This is a genomic window from Bradyrhizobium macuxiense, assembly GCF_007993935.1.
Taxonomy (GTDB): Bacteria; Pseudomonadota; Alphaproteobacteria; order Rhizobiales; family Xanthobacteraceae; genus Bradyrhizobium; species Bradyrhizobium macuxiense_A.
This window is the reverse complement of record NZ_VITY01000010.1, coordinates 210,455-229,724: the sequence shown is the minus strand read 5'-3', so window position 1 is coordinate 229,724 and position 19,270 is coordinate 210,455. Positions and strand designations below refer to the sequence as shown.

Annotated in this window: 14 protein-coding genes; 1 reads left to right on the top strand and 13 read right to left on the bottom strand. The window is 66.0% G+C overall.

Annotation, left to right across the window (positions count from 1 at the left end; translation table 11 throughout):
* Nucleotides 1-425: 425 nt before the first annotated feature.
* The 8 genes from FBZ93_RS26040 to FBZ93_RS26005 form a co-directional block, all read right to left on the bottom strand.
* Nucleotides 426-2,531 (bottom strand): S9 family peptidase, encoded by a 2,106-nt coding sequence (locus FBZ93_RS26040; protein ID WP_146989733.1) that lies wholly within the window; start codon nucleotides 2,529-2,531, stop codon nucleotides 426-428.
* Nucleotides 2,532-2,755: 224 nt separating this feature from the next.
* Nucleotides 2,756-4,471 (bottom strand): ABC transporter permease, encoded by a 1,716-nt coding sequence (locus FBZ93_RS26035; protein ID WP_146989731.1) that lies wholly within the window; start codon nucleotides 4,469-4,471, stop codon nucleotides 2,756-2,758.
* A gap of 196 nt (nucleotides 4,472-4,667) precedes the next feature.
* Nucleotides 4,668-5,732 (bottom strand): ABC transporter substrate-binding protein, encoded by a 1,065-nt coding sequence (locus FBZ93_RS26030; protein WP_146989730.1) that lies wholly within the window; start codon nucleotides 5,730-5,732, stop codon nucleotides 4,668-4,670.
* Nucleotides 5,733-5,754: 22 nt separating this feature from the next.
* Entirely contained in the window at nucleotides 5,755-6,807 is a 1,053-nt protein-coding gene (locus tag FBZ93_RS26025) for an ABC transporter ATP-binding protein (protein WP_246667655.1), read from the bottom strand.
* Nucleotides 6,808-7,178: 371 nt separating this feature from the next.
* Complete coding sequence (locus FBZ93_RS26020) at nucleotides 7,179-8,363, bottom strand: pyridoxal-phosphate-dependent aminotransferase family protein (protein ID WP_146989726.1); 1,185 nt, start codon at nucleotides 8,361-8,363, stop codon at nucleotides 7,179-7,181.
* Nucleotides 8,364-8,495: 132 nt separating this feature from the next.
* Complete coding sequence (locus FBZ93_RS26015) at nucleotides 8,496-9,266, bottom strand: LssY C-terminal domain-containing protein (RefSeq protein ID WP_245321231.1); 771 nt, start codon at nucleotides 9,264-9,266, stop codon at nucleotides 8,496-8,498.
* A 303-nt stretch (nucleotides 9,267-9,569) separates the two neighbouring features.
* Complete coding sequence (locus FBZ93_RS26010) at nucleotides 9,570-10,295, bottom strand: thermonuclease family protein (protein ID WP_146989722.1); 726 nt, start codon at nucleotides 10,293-10,295, stop codon at nucleotides 9,570-9,572.
* A 214-nt stretch (nucleotides 10,296-10,509) separates the two neighbouring features.
* Nucleotides 10,510-12,240, bottom strand: coding sequence for a hypothetical protein (locus tag FBZ93_RS26005; RefSeq protein ID WP_146989721.1), 1,731 nt, complete (start codon nucleotides 12,238-12,240; stop codon nucleotides 10,510-10,512).
* A 359-nt stretch (nucleotides 12,241-12,599) separates the two neighbouring features.
* Between FBZ93_RS26005 and FBZ93_RS26000 the strand changes: the two genes are divergently transcribed.
* Nucleotides 12,600-13,454 carry a caspase family protein gene (locus FBZ93_RS26000; protein ID WP_146989719.1) on the top strand — a complete coding sequence of 285 codons (855 nt, stop codon included), beginning with the start codon at nucleotides 12,600-12,602 and terminating at the stop codon, nucleotides 13,452-13,454.
* Nucleotides 13,455-13,755: 301 nt separating this feature from the next.
* Here the strand turns inward: FBZ93_RS26000 and FBZ93_RS25990 are convergent, their stop codons facing one another.
* The 5 genes from FBZ93_RS25990 to FBZ93_RS25970 all read right to left on the bottom strand — a co-directional run bounded on the left by FBZ93_RS25990 (nucleotide 13,756) and on the right by FBZ93_RS25970 (nucleotide 19,165).
* The gene (locus tag FBZ93_RS25990) at nucleotides 13,756-14,634 is read right to left on the bottom strand and encodes an efflux RND transporter periplasmic adaptor subunit (RefSeq protein WP_146989718.1); all 879 of its coding nucleotides are present in this window, start codon (nucleotides 14,632-14,634) and stop codon (nucleotides 13,756-13,758) included.
* 7 nt (nucleotides 14,635-14,641) lie between these two features.
* Nucleotides 14,642-15,538 (bottom strand): alpha/beta fold hydrolase, encoded by an 897-nt coding sequence (locus FBZ93_RS25985; protein ID WP_146989716.1) that lies wholly within the window; start codon nucleotides 15,536-15,538, stop codon nucleotides 14,642-14,644.
* A gap of 412 nt (nucleotides 15,539-15,950) precedes the next feature.
* Nucleotides 15,951-16,199: a hypothetical protein gene (locus FBZ93_RS25980; RefSeq protein ID WP_433995445.1), complete on the bottom strand. Its 249-nt coding sequence runs from the start codon at nucleotides 16,197-16,199 to the stop codon at nucleotides 15,951-15,953.
* A gap of 141 nt (nucleotides 16,200-16,340) precedes the next feature.
* Entirely contained in the window at nucleotides 16,341-16,550 is a 210-nt protein-coding gene (locus FBZ93_RS25975) for a cold-shock protein (protein ID WP_021078030.1), read from the bottom strand.
* A 179-nt stretch (nucleotides 16,551-16,729) separates the two neighbouring features.
* Nucleotides 16,730-19,165 carry an adenylate/guanylate cyclase domain-containing protein gene (locus tag FBZ93_RS25970; RefSeq protein WP_146989714.1) on the bottom strand — a complete coding sequence of 812 codons (2,436 nt, stop codon included), beginning with the start codon at nucleotides 19,163-19,165 and terminating at the stop codon, nucleotides 16,730-16,732.
* Nucleotides 19,166-19,270 lie beyond the last annotated feature (105 nt).

The following is a 19,270-nucleotide window of genomic DNA, read 5'->3' as shown; positions in this document are numbered from 1 at the left end:
AACAGGGCTACGATGTTGTCGTTCTTGGCGAGCGATCGCCACGCATTCCGCCGTCGTCCCGGCGAAGGCCGGGACCCATAACCACAGGGCGGAGTTCGGCGAAGACCAGCAGCGCCGTGGTACTGCGACGTCCTTGCTCGATAGATCACGCGGTATGGGTCCTGGCCTTCGCCAGGACGACGATGAGGAGAAAGCTGCGCACACCAACAGGGCTACGATGTTGTCGTTCTTGGCGAGCGATCGCCACGCATTCCGCCGTCGTCCCGGCGAAGGCCGGGACCCATAACCACAGGGCGGAGTTTGGCGAAGACTAGCAGCGCCGTGGTACTGCGACGTCCTTGCTCGATGGATCACGCGGTATGGGTCCTGGCTTTCGCCGGGACGACGATGTGAAGGGAGTTGCGCTCGCCAACCGCGCTACGAGGCTACGCCTCCGCCTTGTCCGCCATCCCCACCGCCCACAGCGCGAATGCGTAGACGATCGCGACTTCATCCAGCCGGTTGAAGCGGCCGGAGGCGCCGCCGTGGCCGGCGCCCATGTTGGTGCGCAGCAGCACCGGGCCGCCGCCGCGCATGGTGGCGCGCAGGCGGGCGATCCACTTCGCCGGCTCCCAATAGGTCACACGAGGATCGGTGAGCCCGCCCATCGCGAGGATCGCGGGATAGTCCTTTGCCGCGAGGTTGTCGTAGGGCGAATAGGACAGGATGGTGCGGAAATCCTTCTCGCTCTCGATCGGGTTGCCCCATTCCGGCCATTCCGGCGGCGTCAGCGGCAGCGTGTCGTCGAGCATGGTGTTGAGCACGTCGACGAACGGCACTTCGGCGACGATGCCGGCGAACAGCTCGCCGGCGCGGTTGGCGACTGCGCCCATCAGCATGCCGCCCGCCGAGCCGCCATGGCCGACGATGCGCTTCTCGCTCGTGTATTTCGCATCACACAGCGCGCGCCCGGCGGCGGCGAAATCGTCGAACGTGTTGGTCTTCTTCTCGCGCTTGCCGTCGAGATACCAGCCCCAGCCCTTGTCGGCACCGCCGCGGATATGCGCGATTGCATAGACGAAGCCGCGGTCGACCAGCGACAGCCGGTTGGCCGCAAACGACGCCGGCATCGCCATGCCGTAGGAGCCGTAGCCATAGAGCAGCAGCGGCGCCTTGCCGTCGCGCACGAAATCCCTGCGATGCAGGATCGAAACCGGCACAAGCGCGCCGTCATGCGACGTCGCCATGATGCGCGTGGTGACGTAATCGGCCGGGTTGTGGCCGGATGGAATCTCCTGGCGCTTGCGCAACACCCGCGTCCGCGTCGCCATGTCGTAATCATAGACCTCCGACGGCGTCGTCATCGACGAATAGGCAAAGCGCAGATTGGTGGTGTCGAACTCGTAGCCGCCCATGGTGTCGAGCGAATAGGCCGCCTCGTCGAACGCGATCGCGTGCTCTTCGCCGCTCTTGAGGTCGCGGATGATGATCGCCGGCAGCGCGTTGGCGCGCTCCAGCCGCACCATGTGGCCGGCATAGAGCTCGACGTCGAGCACATAGACGCCCTCGCGATACGGGGTCAGGTCGCGCCAGTTGGCGCGTTCCGGAGACGACAACGGCGCGGTGACGACCTTGAAGTCGATGGCGTCGTCGGCATTGGTCAGGATGAAGAGTTCGTCGCCGCGGTCGGCGATCGAATATTGCACGCCTTCCTCGCGCGCTGCGACCAACCGCGGCGGCGCGTCGGGATTGGCAAGATCGATCAGCCGCTGCTCTGACGTCTCGTGGTCGCCGCCGGCGATCACGCAGAAGCGGCCGCTCGCGCTCTCGTGCAGATGGGTGAACCAGCCGGAATCCTGCTCCTCATAGATCAGGATGTCGTCGGCCTGTTTGGTGCCGAGTCTGTGCCGCCACACCTGCATCGGGCGGTGGTTGTCGTCGAGCTTGACGTAGAAGAAGCTCTTCGAATCCGCGGCCCAGACCACGCCGCCGTCGGTCTCCTCGACGAGATCGTCGAGATCGCCGCCGGTTGCCCAGTCGCGCACTCGGATCGAGAAGTACTCCGAACCCTTGGTGTCGGCGCTCCAGGCATGGAGCTTGTGATCGTTGGAATGCCGGCTGCCGCCGAACTTGAAATATTTGTGGTCCTTCGCCAGCGCGTCGCCGTCGAGCACGACCTGCGCCTCGCCGCCGTTGCGCGGCGTGCGCGCGAACAGCTCGTGCTGGCCACCCTCACGGAACTTGCGGAAATAGGCGAACGGGCCGTCCGGCGACGGCACGCTGGAATCATCCTCCTTGATCCGGCCGCGCATCTCCTTGACGAGCCGCCTCTGCAAGCCGTCGGTATGGCCGAGCAGGCTCTCGGTGTAGCCGTTCTCGGCCTCGAGATAGCTCCGGATATCGGGATCGAGGATCGAGGGATCGCGCAGCACCTCCTGCCATTTCGGATCCTTGATCCAGGCATAGTCGTCGGTCACCGTGATGCCGTGGGTGGTGAAGGAATGCGGCCGGCGCGGCGCGACGGGAGGCGATGTCTTGGTGGATTGGGTCACACGATCCTCATGGTGCGGGGTTCCGCTTTATATCGGGATGAATGTGGCGATTGCCAGATGGGCAGCCGATTGGACGCTCCTCACTAACCCCGTCATTGCGAGCCAACGGGTCGCGCGAATGCGCGCCCGATGACAGGCTCCGCGAAGCAATCCATCTCCCCGTTTGCTGAGGCGTTGGATTGCTTCGTTGCTTCGCTCCTCGCAATGACGGGGAGAGGGCGTCGTCAGCCGTTCCGCAGCTTCGCGCCCGCATTGCCGCCGGACATCGGGATCTGGTTCACCGCCAGCACCACCGCAAAGGTGATCACCAGCATCGCGATGCCGAGCACCGCGATCGCGGCGAGGTCGCCGCCCTCGTTGAGATCGTAGATCAAGACCGACAGCACCTTGGTCTGCGAGGTGAACAGCACGATCGCGGCTGACAGCTCCCGCATCACGCCGATGAAGATGAAGCACCAGGTCGCGATCACGCCGGTGCGCAGCAACGGCGCGGTGATCTGGCGCAGCGCCTGCAATCGCGTCGCGCCGAGGATGCGGCTCGCTTCCTCGAGCTCTGGGTGGATGGTCGCGAACGCCGCCTGCAATTGCTGATAGGCCGAGGGCAGATTGATGGTGAGGAATGCCAGCAGCAGGATCCACAGCGTGCCGTAGAGCACGAAGGGCGGCCGGGTGTAGCTCAGGAACAGGCCGACGCCGAGCACGATGCCGGGAACCGCGACCGGCGCGGTGGCGAGGAAGCCGAGCACGCGGTGGCCCGCGATCACCTTGCGGGTCGTGACATAGGCGATGACGAGCGCAAGGATGGTGCCGATCGTCGCGGTCGCAGTGCCCAGGATCACGGTGTTCTTCAATGCAAGCTGAGTCGACGACAGCTCGGTGAACACGAAGACGATGTTGTGCAGCGTTGCCGTCGATGGCGTCACCAGCGTGGTGGCGTTCGGCGAGAACGCGGCGTTGAGCAGCGCGAGGTAGGGCAGGAACACGGGGTTGAGCAGCACCAGAAGGCAGAAGCCGAGCGCCGCCCAGCGCCAGCCGCGCAACTCGACCCGGCGCGGCGCGCCATATTTGCCGCCGATCACCGAATAGCCGCGACGGCCGAGCAGTGCCTTCTGTCCCTGCAGCAGCAGGATCGTGAGCACCAGCAACGGCACGGCGGCTGCGGCAGCGAGCTCCAGTTTCGGCGGATACTGGAACAGGCTCCAGATCTTGGTCGTCATGGTGTGGAAGCCAGCCGGCAGCGCCAGGATCGCCGGCGAGCCGAACAGCGTCATTGCCTGCAGGAAGGCGATCAGCGCGCCCGCGACCAGCGCCGGCAGCGCGAGCGGGATCGTCACCCGCCGCGCCGTGATCCAGGCATTGCCGCCGAGGATCGCGGAGGCGTCCTCCAGCTCGCCCGGCATGGTGTCGAGTGCATTGGCCACCAGCACGAACACGAACGGGAAGGTGTAGCAGGAGATCACGAAGATGATCCCGGTCATCGAATAGATGTTGAACAGCGCGTCCGCGTCCTCGCCAGCAAACAGCCGGTAGAGCTGGTTCAGTAGCCCCGAATTCGGCGCCGCCAGTAATTCCCAGGCGACCGCGCCGAGGAACGGCGGCGTCACGAACGAGGCTGTCACCAGCGCGCGGATGGTCTGCCGTCCCGGCATGTCGGTGCGCGACACCAGCCAGCTGATCGGCGCCGCGACGATGCAGCAGATCAGCGCCGACGTCGTCGCGATAACAGCGGTCGTCAGCAGTGGATCGAGGAAATCGGGATTGCTGAACAGCGTGACGAAGTTGGCAAGTGTCGGATGGCGGTTCTTGTCGGTGAAGGCGAATACCGCGAGCCACGACAGCGGCAGCAGGATCAGGAGGATCAGCACCGCGGCGAACAGCCACAGCACGGGGCGGGTCCAGTCGATGCGAGGTTTGGCGGTGGGGGAGGTGGTGGTTGTCATGTTGCCCCGGGGTTGAGCTGCTTCAGCCCCCTCGCCCCGCCCTTCGCGGGGAGAGGGAGGGATGAGGGGCCGCTTCCGCGAGCGCGATGCGTGGTGAGTCCCCCTCACCCGGAACGCATCTGACGATGCGTTCCGGCCTCTCCCCGCAAGCGGGGCGAGGCGAGGAGCGACCGCGGATGCAGCTGATGACCATCGCTCACACCCGAAACAGCCGCGCATAGCGCGTCTTGATCTCTTCGGTCATCGCCTCGACCCCCGCCGGATCCTCCTTCATCAGCTTGATGTCGGCGAGCTTGCGCCGGCCGGCCTTGGGCTGCACCTGCGCGTGCAGCGAATATTGCCCGGTGAAGTCGACGAAGAATTGCTGGGTCGCGCGGGCGTGCAGCCAAGCCTGGAACAGCTTTGCGGCGTTCGGATGCGGCGCTGTAGCGAAGATGCCGGTCGGTCCCGAGATCGTCGGCGTGCCCTCGGTCGGATAGACCGGCTCGACCGGCTGCCCAGCTTCCTTGAGCAGCACGATGCCGTATTCATTGCCGTCGGCCATCACGGCGCGCTCGCCGAGCGCGAGCTTCTTCGGCGGATCGGTCGAGGATTGCACCTGCATCACGCGCTGCTTGGAGAGTTTCTCCAGATACGGCCAGCCGAGCTCGCGCACGATCTGGAACGTGGTGGTCATGATGGTGCCGCTATAGGCGGGATGGCCTTTCACCATCTTGCCCATCCACTTCGGATCGAGCAGGTCGGCAAAGCTCTTCGGCGCGTCCTCCGCTTTCACCAGATTGGTATTGTAGGCGATCGACGACAGCCACAGCCGCGTGGTCACGGCCATGCCGTCCGGGTCGCGATAATTATCAGGAAAATGCTTCGCGACGTCCTCGGGCACGAACGGCATCAACCAGCCGCTCTTCTTCCAGGGAATGAAGTGCGAGGCATCGGCGCTGTTGACGACGTCGGCGGCATGGATGTTGGAGTCGAATTCCTGCGCTACGCGCTGGAATAGCCGCTCCGAACCGGAGCGCTCGATCTGCACCGTGATCCCTGGATAGGCGGCCTCGAACGCCTTGCCGAGCTTTTCGCCGACCGGCAGGTCCATCGACGAATAGAACACGAGCTTGCCTTCCTTGGTCGCGGCCGCGACCAAGTCGGGCGTGATGGCGGCCGGCTCGGGCGCCGCAGCACGCACGGGCGACGCGAATATTGCGCCAGCCGCAAGCGCCGCAGAGCCTTTCAGGACATCGCGTCTGGAAATCGGTTTCCGCATCGCGTCCCTCCGTTTCTTGTTGTTAGCGGCTAAGCGCCCGGCAGCGCTCGGGCGGCAGTGTCAGCCAGACCTCGCTGCCCTTCTCGACCGCGGTTTCGGTCGGCGTGGTCACCCGCAGCGAGGTGCCGTCTGATGTCTCCACCATGTAGTCGCGGTTCATGCCGAGATAGACCTGCCGCGTCACGATGGCCTTGAGCGTGTTCCGCGTTGCTGCGGGGGCCTGGGTCGAGAGCAGGATCTCATGCTGGCGGATCGCGACCGGCGCGCTCTGGCCGGCGGTGAGTTTGGCGCCAACCACCTCCAGCGTCGCGCCGGCGAACTCCACATGGGTCGCGTCGCGCGCGGTGCCCTTGATCACATTCGCCGCGCCGATGAAGCGCGCGACGAATTCGGATTCCGGCCGCGCATAGATGTCCTCAGGCGCGCCGAGCTGGTCGATCTTGCCGGCATTCATCACTGCGATCAGGTCGGCGGTGGTCATCGCCTCGGACTGGTCGTGGGTGACGTAGACGGTGGTGTAGCGATATTCGTCGTGCAGGCGGCGGATCTCGAACCGCATCTCCTCGCGCAGATTGGCGTCGAGATTGGACAGCGGCTCGTCGAGCAGCAGCGTCTCGGGACCGACGATCAGCGCGCGGGCCAGCGCGACGCGCTGCTGCTGGCCGCCGGACAGCTCGCCCGGATAGCGCTGCGCCAGCGGTTCCAGCTTGGTGGTCGCCAGGATCGCGGCGAGTTTTTTTGCGATGCTGTCGCGGTCCATTTTGCGCAGGCGCAGGCCATAGACGATGTTCTCCGCCACCGTCATATGCGGCCACAGCGCGTAGCTCTGGAAGATCATCGACATGTTGCGCTGCTCGGGCGGCAGCGTGCGCGCCTTCGACGACACCACGCGGTCGCCGACGCGGATCTCGCCGTCGGATGGCTCGAGGAACCCGGCGATCAGCCGCAGCGTCGTGGTCTTGCCGCAGCCCGACGGCCCGAGCAGGCAAACCAGCTGGCCGTGATCGATGGTCAATGAGACGTCATCAACCGCGACAAACGATCCGAACCGCTTGACCAGGCCGCGCAATTCCACCGATGCCAAGCGATCCCTCCATCTTGTTGTTCGCAGGGATCAGGGCCCGGCTGTTGCCGGCAGTAAAGCGGAAAACGATGACGACGAAAAGTGTTGGGGCCTTAGCAATGCGTTGCATGCACTGCCTCCCGTCGTCGTTGTGAGCGTATCATTCGCCAGCGACGCCAAACACTCGGTGTCGTCCCGGCCTAGCGCGCAATTGCGCGCGGGAGCCGGGACCCATAGCCACCGATGGTCATTGTTGTGCGCCGGCGGAACGTCGAGTTTGCCCACAACGTCCGCCGCGGGTTATGGGTCCCGGCTTTCGCCGGGACGACAGCGGAGCGTGTGGCCTCGCCCGTGCCTCAGGATGACGGCTGCCTGCGCTCGTCCTACGCCTTCACGTTCTCGCCGAGCCACTGGATGGCGGCGTCGGCGCCGGCCTTGCCGTGCGGAATCCCCAGCGCGGTCAGCGCGACCTCGACGACGCCGAGCGTGCCGAGGATCATCGGCGCGTTGACGTGGCCCATATGCGCGATGCGGAAGGCCTGGCCCTGCAAGTCGCCGATGCCGGTGCCGAGCACGACGCCGCATTTCTCCTTGGCATAGCGCTGGATCGCGGCGGGATCGGCGCCCTTCACGGTCACGGTCGTCACCGTGTTGGAGCGCTCATTGGGCTCGGCGATGTTGAAGCCGAGCACCTGGCCCTCGCCCCAGACCGCAACCGCGCGGCGTACGGCTTCGCCGAGCAGCCGGTGCCGCTCGAACGCATTCTCCAGGCCCTCGGCGTGCAGCATGTTGATCGCTTCGCGCAGTGCGAACAGCAGGTGCACCGGCGCGGTGCCGGCATATTTGCGGTAGTGCTCGCTTCCTTCGCGCTCGGTCCAGTCCCAATAGGGCGTGCGCAGATCGGCCTTCTTGTGCGCGTCCCAGGCGCGGTCGCTGGCGGCGACGAAGCCGAGGCCGGGCGGCGTCATCAGGCCCTTCTGCGAGCCGCTCATCGCGACGTCGACATACCATTTGTCCATCTCGAACGGCATGCAGCCGAGCGAGGCCACGGTGTCGACCATGAACAAGGCAGGATGGCCGGCGGCCTTGATCGCCCTGCCGATCGCCTCGATGTCGTTATAGGCGCCCGACGCGGTGTCGACCTGCACGGCGAGGATCGCCTTGATCGTATGGTCCTTGTCGCGCCGCAGCCGCGCCTCGACCTCGGCCGGACGGATCGCGCGGCGCCAGTCGCCCTTCAGCACCTCGACCTCCGCGCCCATGCCGGCCGCGGCCTGGCCCCAGCCGATCGCAAAGCGGCCGCTTTCGAGCACCAGCACCTTATCGCCGCGCGACAACACGTTGGAGAGGGTCGCCTCCCAGGCGCCGTGGCCGTTGGAGATGTAGATGTAGGATTTGCCCGCGGTGGCGAACAGCTTCGAGAGATCGCGCAGCAGGCTTTCGGTCAGTTCGACCATCTCGCTGGAGTAGATGTCGAGCGCCGGGCGGTGCATCGCCTGCAGCACCTGATCAGGCATCGTGGTGGGCCCGGGGATGGCCAGAAATTCCCGGCCCGCGCGAACGGTCATCGTCCTGTTCCTTTTGGGTAAAGCAACGCAAATCATGCGTGTGAGGGGTCAAGGGGAGAGAATATTCCATCGCAGCTTCGATTGCGAGCCGGTCGAAGCAATCCAGCGTTTCCAAAAGCGCGGGGCACTCCCTTATTTGCCAATCGATTCGACCACCGCGCGCCAGATCTGGTCCTTGAACTCGGTCGCGGCGGGGCTCGGGATCTGGGCGACGGCGCCATGGTTCTTGCTGCAGGCTTCGACCAGCCGCAGCACCCAGATTTCGCCGTCGGTGTAATAGAGGTCGCCGCCGCCATTGTGCCCGTCGAAGGTCGGGCCGATGCCCGTCACCTGGTACTTGGCGGTGACCATGCCGGCGGACTCGAGGTCGGTGGCGAGCAGCGCACGTTCGGCGTCGAGGTCGGGTGCGATGTGATGGGTCACGGCTCCGGTGTAGTGGCTGACGCCGACACTGCGGTCGAGCGTCGCGGCGCCAAGCCACACCGGGCGCTTCTCCTGACCCTGGTCGAGCACTTTCCAGAACCGGACATGGTTGCGGCGGTCCGCGCTCGTTCCAACCGGCCGCTCGAAGGCGAGGTCTTCGCGGCGGCCGAGATAGAACAAATTGCTCACCGGCGCATCCTTGTAGGGACGATCGAGCAGCACCGAGCCCACGATTTCGATCGAGGATTTCAGCGTGACCGGATCGGCCGGAAACCAGCCGGCCTCGTGCATCGCGCAGACCACGTCCTTGGTGTCGCCGATCAGCCCGACATTCATCGGGTCGCCGGGAATGTCTTGCGCGGTGCGGGTCACCATCGGCAGATTGGCGAGGCCCTTCTGGTGTTCGTAGTGCGTCCACAGCGCCGGCAGCACCAGATAGGCCGCGATCAGGTAGATGACCAGCACGAACAGCAGCAGCATCTGCGCTTGCCGGAGGCGGCTGCGCCGGCGTCCCGCAGGCCGGTTGATCTCGACATCGGTCACGAAGCTCTCCTTACCTCTCCCGCTTGCGGGGGAGGTCGGATTGCATCGAAGATGCAATCCGGGTGGGGGCTCTCTCCTCATAACGAGTGTCGCGAACGGTGATACCCCCACCCGTAGCCGATGCTTCGCATCGGCGTCCTCTTAAAGTACGGCGGCCAAAGGCCGCCTGTGCCTCCCCCGCGAGCGGGAGAGGGGGCGCATCGCCGATGCGGCTGCACGTCAATCTCATTCGATCAAGCGTTAGCGCCGCGTCTCGCGGCAACCGGCGGCTTCGGCCTCCTCGACCGAGCAGAACCAGCGCGTGCCCTTCGAGATCTTCATCTCGATCTTGGCGTACCAGCGGCTGGTCGGCTGGTGAAAGATGCATTCGCCGGAGCGGTTGACATTGCCCTTGATGGTGCAGTCGGGCGAGGGCGCCACCGGGCCGGAGGCGGAGGCAAGCAGGATCGAGTGGGCGCTCTCCGGCACCTTCACGGCGCCGAGCACGGCGGTCTTCTTGTTGCGCACGCGCCAGTCCCACGGCGCGATGAACGCGCCCTGCCACATCCCGGCCTTGGCCTCGCGCGCCGCTTTCTCGGCCGGCTCGTAGTCGTGCGAGATGCGGGTGAAGGCCAGCGCCCAGCCGTTTTCGACCATCCATTTCTGGATGTCCTCGCCATCGACCTCGCAGCGCGCGATGGTGCGGCCGCGGCGATCGACCGAGCGGGCGTGGCAAGTCCAGCTCTTGTTGCCGGCATGTTTGATCAGCTCGTCGCGCGCGGCGACGCCGCAGGTCCAGCGCTCACCCTTGGTGTTGAGGCAGAGCTGGTCGGTCGACGGTGCGTCGATGCCGCCGAGCCGGACCTTGACGCTGCCGATCATCAGCTGGTCGCCGTCGCGGATCTTCGGCACGCCGGTGATGTCGGCGGCGACAGCCAGCGTCGGCAGCGACAGCAGCAGGCCAGCAGTGAGCAGCGTCTTGAACATCGGCATTCCCGGCCCGGTTCTTGTCGTTCAGAGGCTTTGGCGTTCAGTGCCCAACGATTGTGCGGGCAATTGGGCAACCGTGCCAGTGGTGTCCTGTTTCCGCCAGTGTCAACTTCGCGTCATCCTCGATTCAGTAGCCCGGATGGAGCGAAGCGCAATCCGGGAAGCTGCGTCCGCGGCGGAAGACCCCGGATTTCGCTGCGCTCCATCCGGGCTACGACGCCGCAACCATCCGCTTCCTCGCCAGCGCAAGCGCCATCAGCACGAACGCCGATGTCACCTCGGGGCCGCCGACCAGGATCCGTGTCGGCGTTTTCATCTTGTTCCATTCATAGGCCTTGTACGGCCCCTTGCGACCGCCTTCGCCGAGGCCCTGTACGATGCAGTGCAGCGCCGGCGTGAAGGTGGAAACCTCGGCGCCAAGATGCGCCAGCGCCATCAGCGCCAGCGCGGCATCGAACGGGTTCATCTCGTGGGTGATCAGATCGCCCTGGACATAGCCGAGCACGCGGGCGCGGATCAGCGCGAACACGTTGCCGGGATCGATCACGCGCTGCGCCGCCAGCGGCAGCGCGATGAAGGCGGCGTAGCAGCGGCCGAAATAGGCCGAATAGAGCTCGGGCAGGTAATAGATGTGCGAGCGCGGATTTTTGAACGCGCCGCTTTCGACCAGCCTCTTCTGGAAGGCGATGATGCGATGCACCGTCTCCAGCCTTTGCGGCGTCTCGATGATCTGCCAGCGATTGAGGTTGCGGAACGAGACCTCGAGGATGTCGAGGTTCAGCGTCGGGTCGAGGTCGTTGCCATACGGCCGCTCGCCGGCGAGATTGTCGATCCAGGTGACGACGCCACCTTCATAGTCGATGTTGTCGTTGAGCGGCACGGTGACAACGGGCTCGTTGGCGCCCGCGCGCACCTGGTAGCCACGATAGAAATCGAGCAGCGGCTGCTGCAGGATCGGATCGTCGGAACCGGCTTGCGTCGCGGCCGAGAACGAGCATGCCGTGGTGTCGCAGTCGGGCACATAGATGCCGAAGCCGAGGTCCTGCTTGATCTGGGCGAAGAAGCGCGAGAAGCGCGGATGCCGCCCCGGCGCCAGCGCGGTGATGACCCGCACATTGGAGCCGTCATGCGACGGCACCTCCTCGGCGCTGGTCTTGAGACAAAAGTCCACCATGTCCGCGATCGCGCGCCGCGCCGCGCCCGCCTCATCGGGCGACGCCAGCCCGGTCTCGACAAAGCCCAGCAGCGCCTCGGTGAAGAATGCGTCGTAATAGGCCGAGCGGTGGCGGATCTGCACCGGCTCCCACATCGGCTCGGCGATGCCGCGCCATGGCGGGTTGATCAGTGCGCGCGCCGGCGAATGGGCGATGAAGATCCGGGCCAGGCTGAACAGCAAGGTCGAGTTCTTGTAGCCGCGCGCGTTCAGCCCGGTCAGCGCCATCAGCATCTCGCGCCCGCCGATGTCGGCGTCGCCGATCAGGTTGAAGGCGGCATAGGTCGGGATGAAGCCGTTCTTTCCGAACGATCCGAGCAGGTGCGCGCCGGTCTTGCGGATCGCGCGGTCGATCTCGGCGATCCCAGGCGGGCGCACCGGTGCGTTCGCGGCCGGCGGGGCGGGGTGGCGCACGCCGATGCCGTCCATCAGCTCGGCGACCGGGGCGCCGATCGCGGCCCAGTCCGGCGCCTCGGCATCGCGCGCCTCGGTCAACGCGGCGCGCAGGCCGGCGAGGCGGTCGGGGTCCTTCAGCGCGGGCAGGCCGGTGCGGCGGAGCAATGCGCGCAGCGGAGGATTGCCGAGCGCGGTCCGGTAGAACTTTCCGAGATGGGGATCGCCGCCGCGATAGGCCTGCAATACGGGGTCGCAGACGTCGTAAAGCGATGGGCCGTCCTTTTTGACGGTCAGCGCCCGGCACACCCCCCCGGCGATCTCGTGAAGGCTCATGAATCCCTTTCTCAAGGAACCGGTTAACGCCGCTGTCCCGGCGGTGTTTCCCCCGGTCCTCCCCCAAACGCGCAAGCCTTTGGAAAGCTACATGAATCCATACGAAATACAAATGTGACCGAGGTCACGTAACGGGATTTTAACGGCGTCAATGGCCTGTGCCGGGCGGCAGCATGCGGCAAACCGGGTTGCCCCGGCCGCCCGTCCGGGTTAAGGGAGTGTTTGTTGCGGCGCCGCAAATTGAGATCAATCGACGGCACACACACCTCAACCCCATTAAACCTGACGGCCACTGACGCGTTGACCCGGCGCGATTTCGTTCGAGCGTTATCGGGAAAAGGATTGGGATTAGGAACGCCATGAACCTTAGGCAGCTTCAGATTTCCCGCCGCACCATCGCCGTCTGCGTGGCAGTGGCGGGCACGGTGTCGCTGGCGATTGGCGCTCATGCCGCGCTCAACAAGCGGACGCCGGACGTCGCCAAGGGGACCGTCGCGGGCGCCGTCACGTCCGGGCGGATCGGCAGCATTCCGACCGGCACCTCCCGCCTCGCACTGATCATCGGCAACGGCCATTATCCGGACGCTGCGGCGCCGCTGGCCCAGCCGATCAACGATGCCCGCACGCTGTCCTCAGCGCTGCGCCACGAGGGTTTTGACGTCGACGTGGTCGAGGACGCGACCAAGGACGACATGTTCCGCGCGGTCGAGCGCATGAAGGCCAAGATCCGCCCCGACACTGTCGTGATGCTGTTCTTCGGCGGCTACGGCGTGCAGGTCGGCCGCGAGAGTTACATGATCCCGGTCGATGCCGCGATCTGGAAGGAAGCCGACGTCAAGCGCACTGGCGTCAGTGTCGAATCCGTGCTCGATGCGATGAAGGAGCGCGGCGCCAAGGCCAAGCTCGTGGTGCTCGATGCCTCCAGGCGCAACCCCTATGAGCGCCGCTTCCGCGCCTTCTCGCACGGCCTCGCGCCGATCAGCCCGCCGGAGAACACCATCGTGCTGAGCTCGGCGACGCCGGGCAAGGTCGCCGACGACTCCAAGGGCACCAACAGCGTCTTGGTCTCGGAGCTGATCAACAACCTCAACGCCCAGGCCGGGGCAGAGGCCGCCTTCAACAAGACCCGCGTCGCCATCTCGCGCGCCAGCGAAGGCGAGCAGGTGCCGAGCGTGTCGTCCTCGCTGCTGGAAGACATCAAGCTCGGCGGCTGAGGCCGGGTGGTGTGCGCGGGATTGGGCCGCGCATTCATTTCAAAATCACAGGCGTGCTCTGCGGAGAGAACCCCTCTCCCCAACCCTCCCCCGCAAGGGGGGAGGGAGCCGGACAGGCGTGCTCACCTCACGTCGCCTAACAGCGTATTGCCTACATCGCAGCTGATGTGAGGGACGCACCGGCGGATGGGTTCCCTCCCCCCTTGCGGGGGAGGGTTAGGGAGAGGGGTGCCGCTTGCTCCGCTGCGAGACGCATCGCTCAGCGACACCTGAAACCATCGCTGCTTAAAACCCGCACGCCCTACTTCGCATCCGCGCTCGCACCAACCGGCCGCACCGGATCGCCTTCGCGCAGCAGCGCGCCGGCGCGGGCGACGACGATGTCGCCTTCCTGGATGCCGTCGCGGATCTCGACCTGGCCGGCCGACATCAATCCGGTTTCCACCCGCCGCGTCTCGACGCGGCCGCCGCGCACCACCTGCACCACGGTGCCGGCGGTGGAATAGAGGATCGCGGTCAGCGGCACCGCGACGCCGCAGCTCTGCCCGGTCTTGATCTGCGCCCGCCCGCTCGAATTCACCAGCAGCCGCGGGTTCGAGCTGATAGCCACGAACACATGACCGAGCTGGCTGTTCGGCTCGATGGTCGGCGCGATCATCCGCACCTTGCCGTCCATCTCGCCGGCGCCTGATATCTTCAGCCGCGCGGTCTGCTCGGTCTTCAGCTTGGCGATGTCGCGGGTCGGCACCATGCCGACCAGGTCGTATTCGCTCTTGGCGATGATCGAGAACAGCGCGTCCTTGCCCGAGGCCGGCGCGCCGACGATCGCCGATGACGCCGAGATCGTGCCCGCCACCGGCGCGGTGAGGTTGATCACATTCGCGCCGTCGGTCAGCCGCGCCAGCACCTGGCCCGCGGTGACGGTGTCGCCGGGATCGGCCTTCACCTCCGCGACCTTCAGGCCAAACCGGTCGGGCCGCACCTGCTGCTCGTCGCGCGGCATCACGATGCCCGAGACCTCGACGATATTGCCGAAGCAGTATTTCGAGGCCTTCAGCACCGTCACCGCCGCGCCCTTCGGCACGGCGTCGGCTTCGCCCGCGGCGGACGCGGGAGTGGCCGCGAGCACGAGCAGCGCGGAGGTGGCGAGAGCGGCAGCGCGCAGGCGGGGCAAAATCATCGGCGAACTATTCCCAAAATGAGGGCCTCCTCATTACCAGATGCGCCCTCGCCGAACCAGCCGGCTGCGCGGCCCCGGCCGCGCCGGCATCCGCCGCCAGCTCCAGCTCGGCCAGCTCATCGGCGCGCCAGATGTGCCGCAGGATCTCCGGGTTGACCCGCTCGGCATGCGTCACCGGCAGCATGTGGCCGGCGCCCGGCAGGTGCCGCGTCGCGGCGCCATCGATCAGCGCGGCGAGTTTTGCAACGATGCGCTGCGTCACATAGGGCGACAGCCCGCCCGACATCAATAGCGTCGGCACCTTCAGCGCACCGGCGGCCGCCGCCACGCCATCGAGATCGAGCGCGGCGTTGAAATCGTAAGGCAGCTTGTCGGCCTGCTCGATCATCCGCAGCCGCCCGCTCGGCGAGAACTGCTCGCGCGGCCCGGAGCCGGCCCAGAACGCGGTGAACGCCTCGACCGCCTCCAGCACCGCGCCGTCGAAAATATCCTGCGACACGGTCTGCGCGATCCCTGCGAAGCGCTCGTACAGCCGCCCGTCCGCGGGCGTGTCGCGCAGCAACGTCGGCAGTATAGGCTCGATCAGCGTCAGGCTGCGGATCCGCGACGCATAAGGCGATGTCGTCGCCAGCCGAAACGCGATCGCCCCGCCATAGGAATGCCCGATCAGATGGATCGGCCCACAGGCCTTGGCGAGCCAGGGCTCGAGCCGCGCGATCTCGCCGTCCAGCGTCCGCGGCCAGTCGCGCCCGCAGGCCGCGACGCCATAGCCGGAAATATCCGGCGCCATGAACCTGTCGCCGCCGAGCGCGGCCGCAAGCTTGGTCCATTGCCGTCCCGACCCCAGCGAGCAGTGCAACGCCACCACCGACGCCGCATCCGGCGCCCCGTCCAAACCCGTCATCAAACCATCCTGCTTGTTCTTGTTGTCGTGCAGGCGCGCGTTCGCACGCGCCCGTCATGACGCGAGCGAGGCGGGGGACGGGTTATTCCTGGGAGGGGTGCGGGAGGGCGTGATCGTGATTGCGGACGCAGTCCGATTCACCGGATGGTGATGAGGCCAGCGCACGAGTTCGCGAGGATGTGGGCGCGCATCTTCCTCAGCTGTCTGATAGTTGAATCAGGAACGCTGCCTCACATTCGCTGTCGTCCTGGCGAAAGCCAGGACCCATTACCCCGAATGGTGGTTGTGGCGCGAAGCTGGGGCCACGATCCCTCTCATCACGAATGGCGATGGTTATGGGTCCTGGCTTTCGCCAGGACGACGTGGGGAGAGAGTGTCGCTTATTCCGCCGCCGCTCGCGCGCGGCAGTTTATCAGCGCACGATGCGCTTGACGCGTCGCGTGGTCTTTGGCTTGGCGGCTGCGGTTTCCGCTTGGGCGGCGTCGGCATCGCGGGCTTCGCGGAGCGCGCGCAAGCGCTCCATGTTCTGGCGTACGGCGATTGCCTCGCGCTCGACATCGGCCATCGCGCGGGCGCCCTCTTCGGCCGCAAGCCGCTGGCGTTCGGCGCGCGCGAGGCTGTCGGGGGTGGGGGCAGGCGGCGTTCTGGTGGCCATGGTCATCCTTGCTTCAAATACACCAAGGCCCGCCCAACCTGTTCAGATCGAGCGGGCCTGGCAGTCACTCCAGTACATCCGTGGAATGACGCTGCGGCATGATTTCTGCGCGTAGCGCTGATGCGAACATCATGCGCGGATGCGAACTCAGGCCAGCTGCAGATTCTCGGCGCTGGTCTTGCCACGCATCTTGTCGGTCTTCAGCTCGAACGACACCTTCTGGCCCTCGGCCAGGCCGGACAGACCGGCGCGCTCGACAGCGCTGATGTGAACGAACACATCCTTGCTGCCGTCGTCGGGCTGAATGAAACCAAAGCCCTTCTGGCCGTTAAACCACTTCACAGTACCTGTAGCCATGTCTCTTCTCCAAAGCAGACGTTTCGCGTGATGGACGCGTCACCAATTCAACTGGCGATGTCTTTGGAGGAGGGCCGATGGGACCATTCAACAAGGCGCAACGGCTAATCGAATAGTGGTAATATATACCCGTTTGGCGCGAAAACAAGGCGGGCGTCGAGCCGGTTCCGTGACGCGCCTCACTCCGCCGCGGCTTCCGCGGATGGTTCGCCCTTCCAGCGCAGGATCTCCGCGGCGAGGATCGGATGGTTGAATCCCTTCACCACGAGGTCGTCGATGGCGCGGCCTTCGACGTAAGCCTCGACCATGCCGTAGACGCGGCGGCTCACCACGATCTGGCCCGCCTTGGCTTCGCCGCACAGGCGGGAGGCGAGGTTGGTGACGCTGCCGATCGCGGCATATTCCAGCCGCTGCTCGAAGCCGACCTGGCCGAGCGTGGCGTAGCCGAGCGCAATGCCGATGCCGAAGCCGAGGCTATGGCCGCGGTTGCGCCACTTCTCGGTCAGCGGGCCGACGGTGTCGCGCATCTCCACCGCCATGCGCACGGCGCGCGCGGTGTGGTCGGCGAGCTGGATCGGCGCATTGAACAGGATCATCACGCCGTCGCCGGCATATTTGTCGAGCGTGCCTTCATATTTGAAGATCAGCTTTCCGAGCGCCGCGTGATATTCGCGCAGCACGTTCATCGCCTCTTCCGGCTCGGTCGCCTCGGTGAAAGCCGTGAAGCCGCGCAAATCGCAGAACACCACCGTCACCTCGCGGCGGTGGCTCTCGAGCAACCCCTCGGGATTGTCCGACGAGGCGATCAGCTGCGCCACCTGCGGCGCCAGGAAACGCTCGAGCTTGCGGATGCGCTCGATCTCGCCGAGCTGGGTCTCGACCCGCGCTTCCAGCGACTTGTTCCAGTCGGTGAGCTGCTCGGTCTGCTGCTGTAGCCTGTCGGCCTGCTCGCGCACGGTGGTGTTGGCCGCTTCCAGCGCGTGGCTCTTCTGGTCGACCTCGGTGAACAGCCGCGCATTGCGCATCGCCAGCACCGCCTGGTGTGCGAAGGTCTTCATCAGGCCAATCATGTTGGCCGGGAAATCGCCGGCCGCCTTGCGCAGCACCACCAGCGAGCCGAGCACGCCCTGCTGGTCGACCAGCGGCACGATGAGCACCGAGTGGAAACCGGCGCCGACCACGACATCGCGCAGCGGATGCTCCGGCTGGTTGGTCAGATCGGGGAACGCCAGCGGCTCGCCCTTGGCGGCGGCTTCGCCGAGCGGGCTGTTGTCGGCATCGATCGCGCGATGATGGCCTTCGGCCTCACTGTCGATGCCGATCGATTGCGTCAGATTGAACGCGCGCTGCGCGGCGTCATAGCCATAGATCAGCACGGCGTCGGCATGGGTGATCTCCAGCGCGCGGGCGGCGACCGTCGGCAGCACGGCGTTCAGGTCGAGCGAGGACGCCACCGCGCGGCCGACCTCCTCCAGCACCTTCAGCTCGTTGATCGACTGCGCGAGGTCGCGGGTGCGCTCCTTCACCTTGGCTTCGAGATCGGAGTAGGTCTCGGCAAGCTGCCCCGCCATGCTGTTGAATTGCCCGGCGAGCTCTTCCAGCTCGTCCGATGTCTTCACCTCGATGCGATGGCCGAAGTCGCCGGCGCCGAGCCGCCGCGCGCCGGTGCGCAGCGCGGTGATCGGCACCAGCATGCGCCGCGCCAGGATCGTGCCGGCGATGATCGCGACCACGAGGCCGAGCGCGATCAGAAGCGCGATGCGCACCAGCTGGTCGCGGATCGGTGAGAGCGCCTGCGACGTCGGCTGTTCATAGAATACGTGCCAGCCGAGGTTCGGCGCCGAAATCGCTGTTGTCAGCACCGCGTTGCCGTCGACATCCTTGCCGGAAGTGATCGGCCTGGCATTGTGCGAGAGCACCGCGGCGACCTGCGGCAGCGCGGCGAGATCCTTGCCGACCTCTGGCCCCTTCGACGAGCTCGCCAGCACGCGGCCCTTGGCGTCGACGACATAGGCGAAGGCGGTGCGGCCGACCTGGGAATCGCCGAAATAGTCGTTGAGGAAGCGCAGGTCGATCTCGGCGACGGTCACGCCGGCATTGAAGCCGGAATGCTGCTCGCCGATCGACATATAGGGCCGCTCGTCGCGGAAATACGCCGGCGCATAGGCGGTGCCGCGCTCGACCGCCTCGGTGAAGCGCAGGTCGCGGGAGAGATCGGCATTGGAGTTCACCGTGACGGTCTGGCGCGACAGCCGCAGCAGCTCGCGGCCCTGGCCGTTGATCAGGGTGAGCTGGTTCACCGCAGGCACCTGGCCGAGCAACTGGGCATAGTCGGCGCGGCGCAGCTCGATCGTGTTGGAGGAGGCGCGGGTCACCCAGGAGATCTGGCGTTCGAGATCGGAGATCGACTGCGCGATGTGCTTGGCGGTGGCGTCCGCCTTCTCGCTCATCGCATCGGTCAGCGTGCTCTTGATGCCGCGGTAGCTGATCCAGGTCTCGAGCGCGCCGTTGACCGCGAGCACGAACACGACGAGGCCGACCAGCGCGAGGACGTATTTGGCGAACAGGCCGCCGCGCAGGAACCAGTTCTTGCCCTTGTCCGTAGCCCCGTTCATCCAGCCTCGTCCGTCCCCTCCAATCCGTCGGGTGCGCCACTGTATCTGTCGCTGTTTAGCACGGATCGGCAAAGCGAGGCGGCCCCTCGGGCCGCATGGTTAGCC

Excerpts from the sequence above, each read along its gene's own strand:
- FBZ93_RS25985 (WP_146989716.1), bottom strand. The coding sequence starts at position 15,538 with ATGACGGGTTTGGACGGGGCGCCGGATGCGGCGTCGGTGGTGGCGTTG.
- FBZ93_RS26030 (WP_146989730.1), bottom strand. The coding sequence starts at position 5,732 with ATGCGGAAACCGATTTCCAGACGCGATGTCCTGAAAGGCTCTGCGGCG.
- FBZ93_RS25975 (WP_021078030.1), bottom strand. The coding sequence starts at position 16,550 with ATGGCTACAGGTACTGTGAAGTGGTTTAACGGCCAGAAGGGCTTTGGT.
- FBZ93_RS26005 (WP_146989721.1), bottom strand. The coding sequence starts at position 12,240 with ATGAGCCTTCACGAGATCGCCGGGGGGGTGTGCCGGGCGCTGACCGTC.
- FBZ93_RS26020 (WP_146989726.1), bottom strand. The coding sequence starts at position 8,363 with ATGACCGTTCGCGCGGGCCGGGAATTTCTGGCCATCCCCGGGCCCACC.
- FBZ93_RS25970 (WP_146989714.1), bottom strand. The coding sequence starts at position 19,165 with ATGAACGGGGCTACGGACAAGGGCAAGAACTGGTTCCTGCGCGGCGGC.
- FBZ93_RS25990 (WP_146989718.1), bottom strand. The coding sequence starts at position 14,634 with ATGATTTTGCCCCGCCTGCGCGCTGCCGCTCTCGCCACCTCCGCGCTG.
- FBZ93_RS26000 (WP_146989719.1), top strand. The coding sequence starts at position 12,600 with ATGAACCTTAGGCAGCTTCAGATTTCCCGCCGCACCATCGCCGTCTGC.
- FBZ93_RS26010 (WP_146989722.1), bottom strand. The coding sequence starts at position 10,295 with ATGTTCAAGACGCTGCTCACTGCTGGCCTGCTGCTGTCGCTGCCGACG.
- FBZ93_RS25980 (WP_433995445.1), bottom strand. The coding sequence starts at position 16,199 with ATGACCATGGCCACCAGAACGCCGCCTGCCCCCACCCCCGACAGCCTC.
- FBZ93_RS26035 (WP_146989731.1), bottom strand. The coding sequence starts at position 4,471 with ATGACAACCACCACCTCCCCCACCGCCAAACCTCGCATCGACTGGACC.
- FBZ93_RS26015 (WP_245321231.1), bottom strand. The coding sequence starts at position 9,266 with ATGCTGCTGCTGTTCGTGCTGGTCATCTACCTGATCGCGGCCTATCTG.